This window comes from Nocardiopsis alkaliphila YIM 80379 (assembly GCF_000341005.1).
GTDB lineage: Bacteria > Actinomycetota > Actinomycetes > Streptosporangiales > Streptosporangiaceae > Nocardiopsis > Nocardiopsis alkaliphila.
Genome location: NZ_ANBD01000101.1, coordinates 1 through 379 on the forward strand (window position 1 = coordinate 1; position 379 = coordinate 379).

Consider the following 379-nt stretch of genomic DNA (forward strand, 5'->3'; position numbering starts at 1 on the left):
CCGTGCCCCACGTGGTGCGGTCCCTGGTGGGGGTGGACTTTCGCCTCCAGGTCCCCTTCGCGGTGCTGGTCGGCCCCGCCCTGCTGCTGCTCGCCGACGTGGTCGGCCGCACCCTGGTACGCCCCATGGAACTGATGGTCGGCGTCGTCACCGCCTTCGTGGGCGCCCCGGTGCTGTTGTACGTACTGCGCAGAACGAAGGGGGCCACGTGAGTCGGACCCTCCCGCGGCCGTCGATCTCCAAGGCGGCACCGGCCACCGAACCGAAGCCGACCGACCGGGTGCTGCGGATCGGACGTCTGGTCGCCCTCCCCGTCCATCCCCGCTCGGCCCTCATGGCCGTGCTGCTGCTGGTGGGCCTGCTCGTGGCGGGCGCCCCC

General features: G+C 72.8%; 1 protein-coding gene. It reads left to right on the forward strand.

The features are described 5' to 3' along the window. Window positions 1–212, forward strand: a 212-nt coding sequence (locus D472_RS25595) for an iron chelate uptake ABC transporter family permease subunit (protein ID WP_033303874.1), incomplete at its 5' end; no start/stop codon positions are given. Window positions 213–379: the final 167 nt, after the last annotated feature.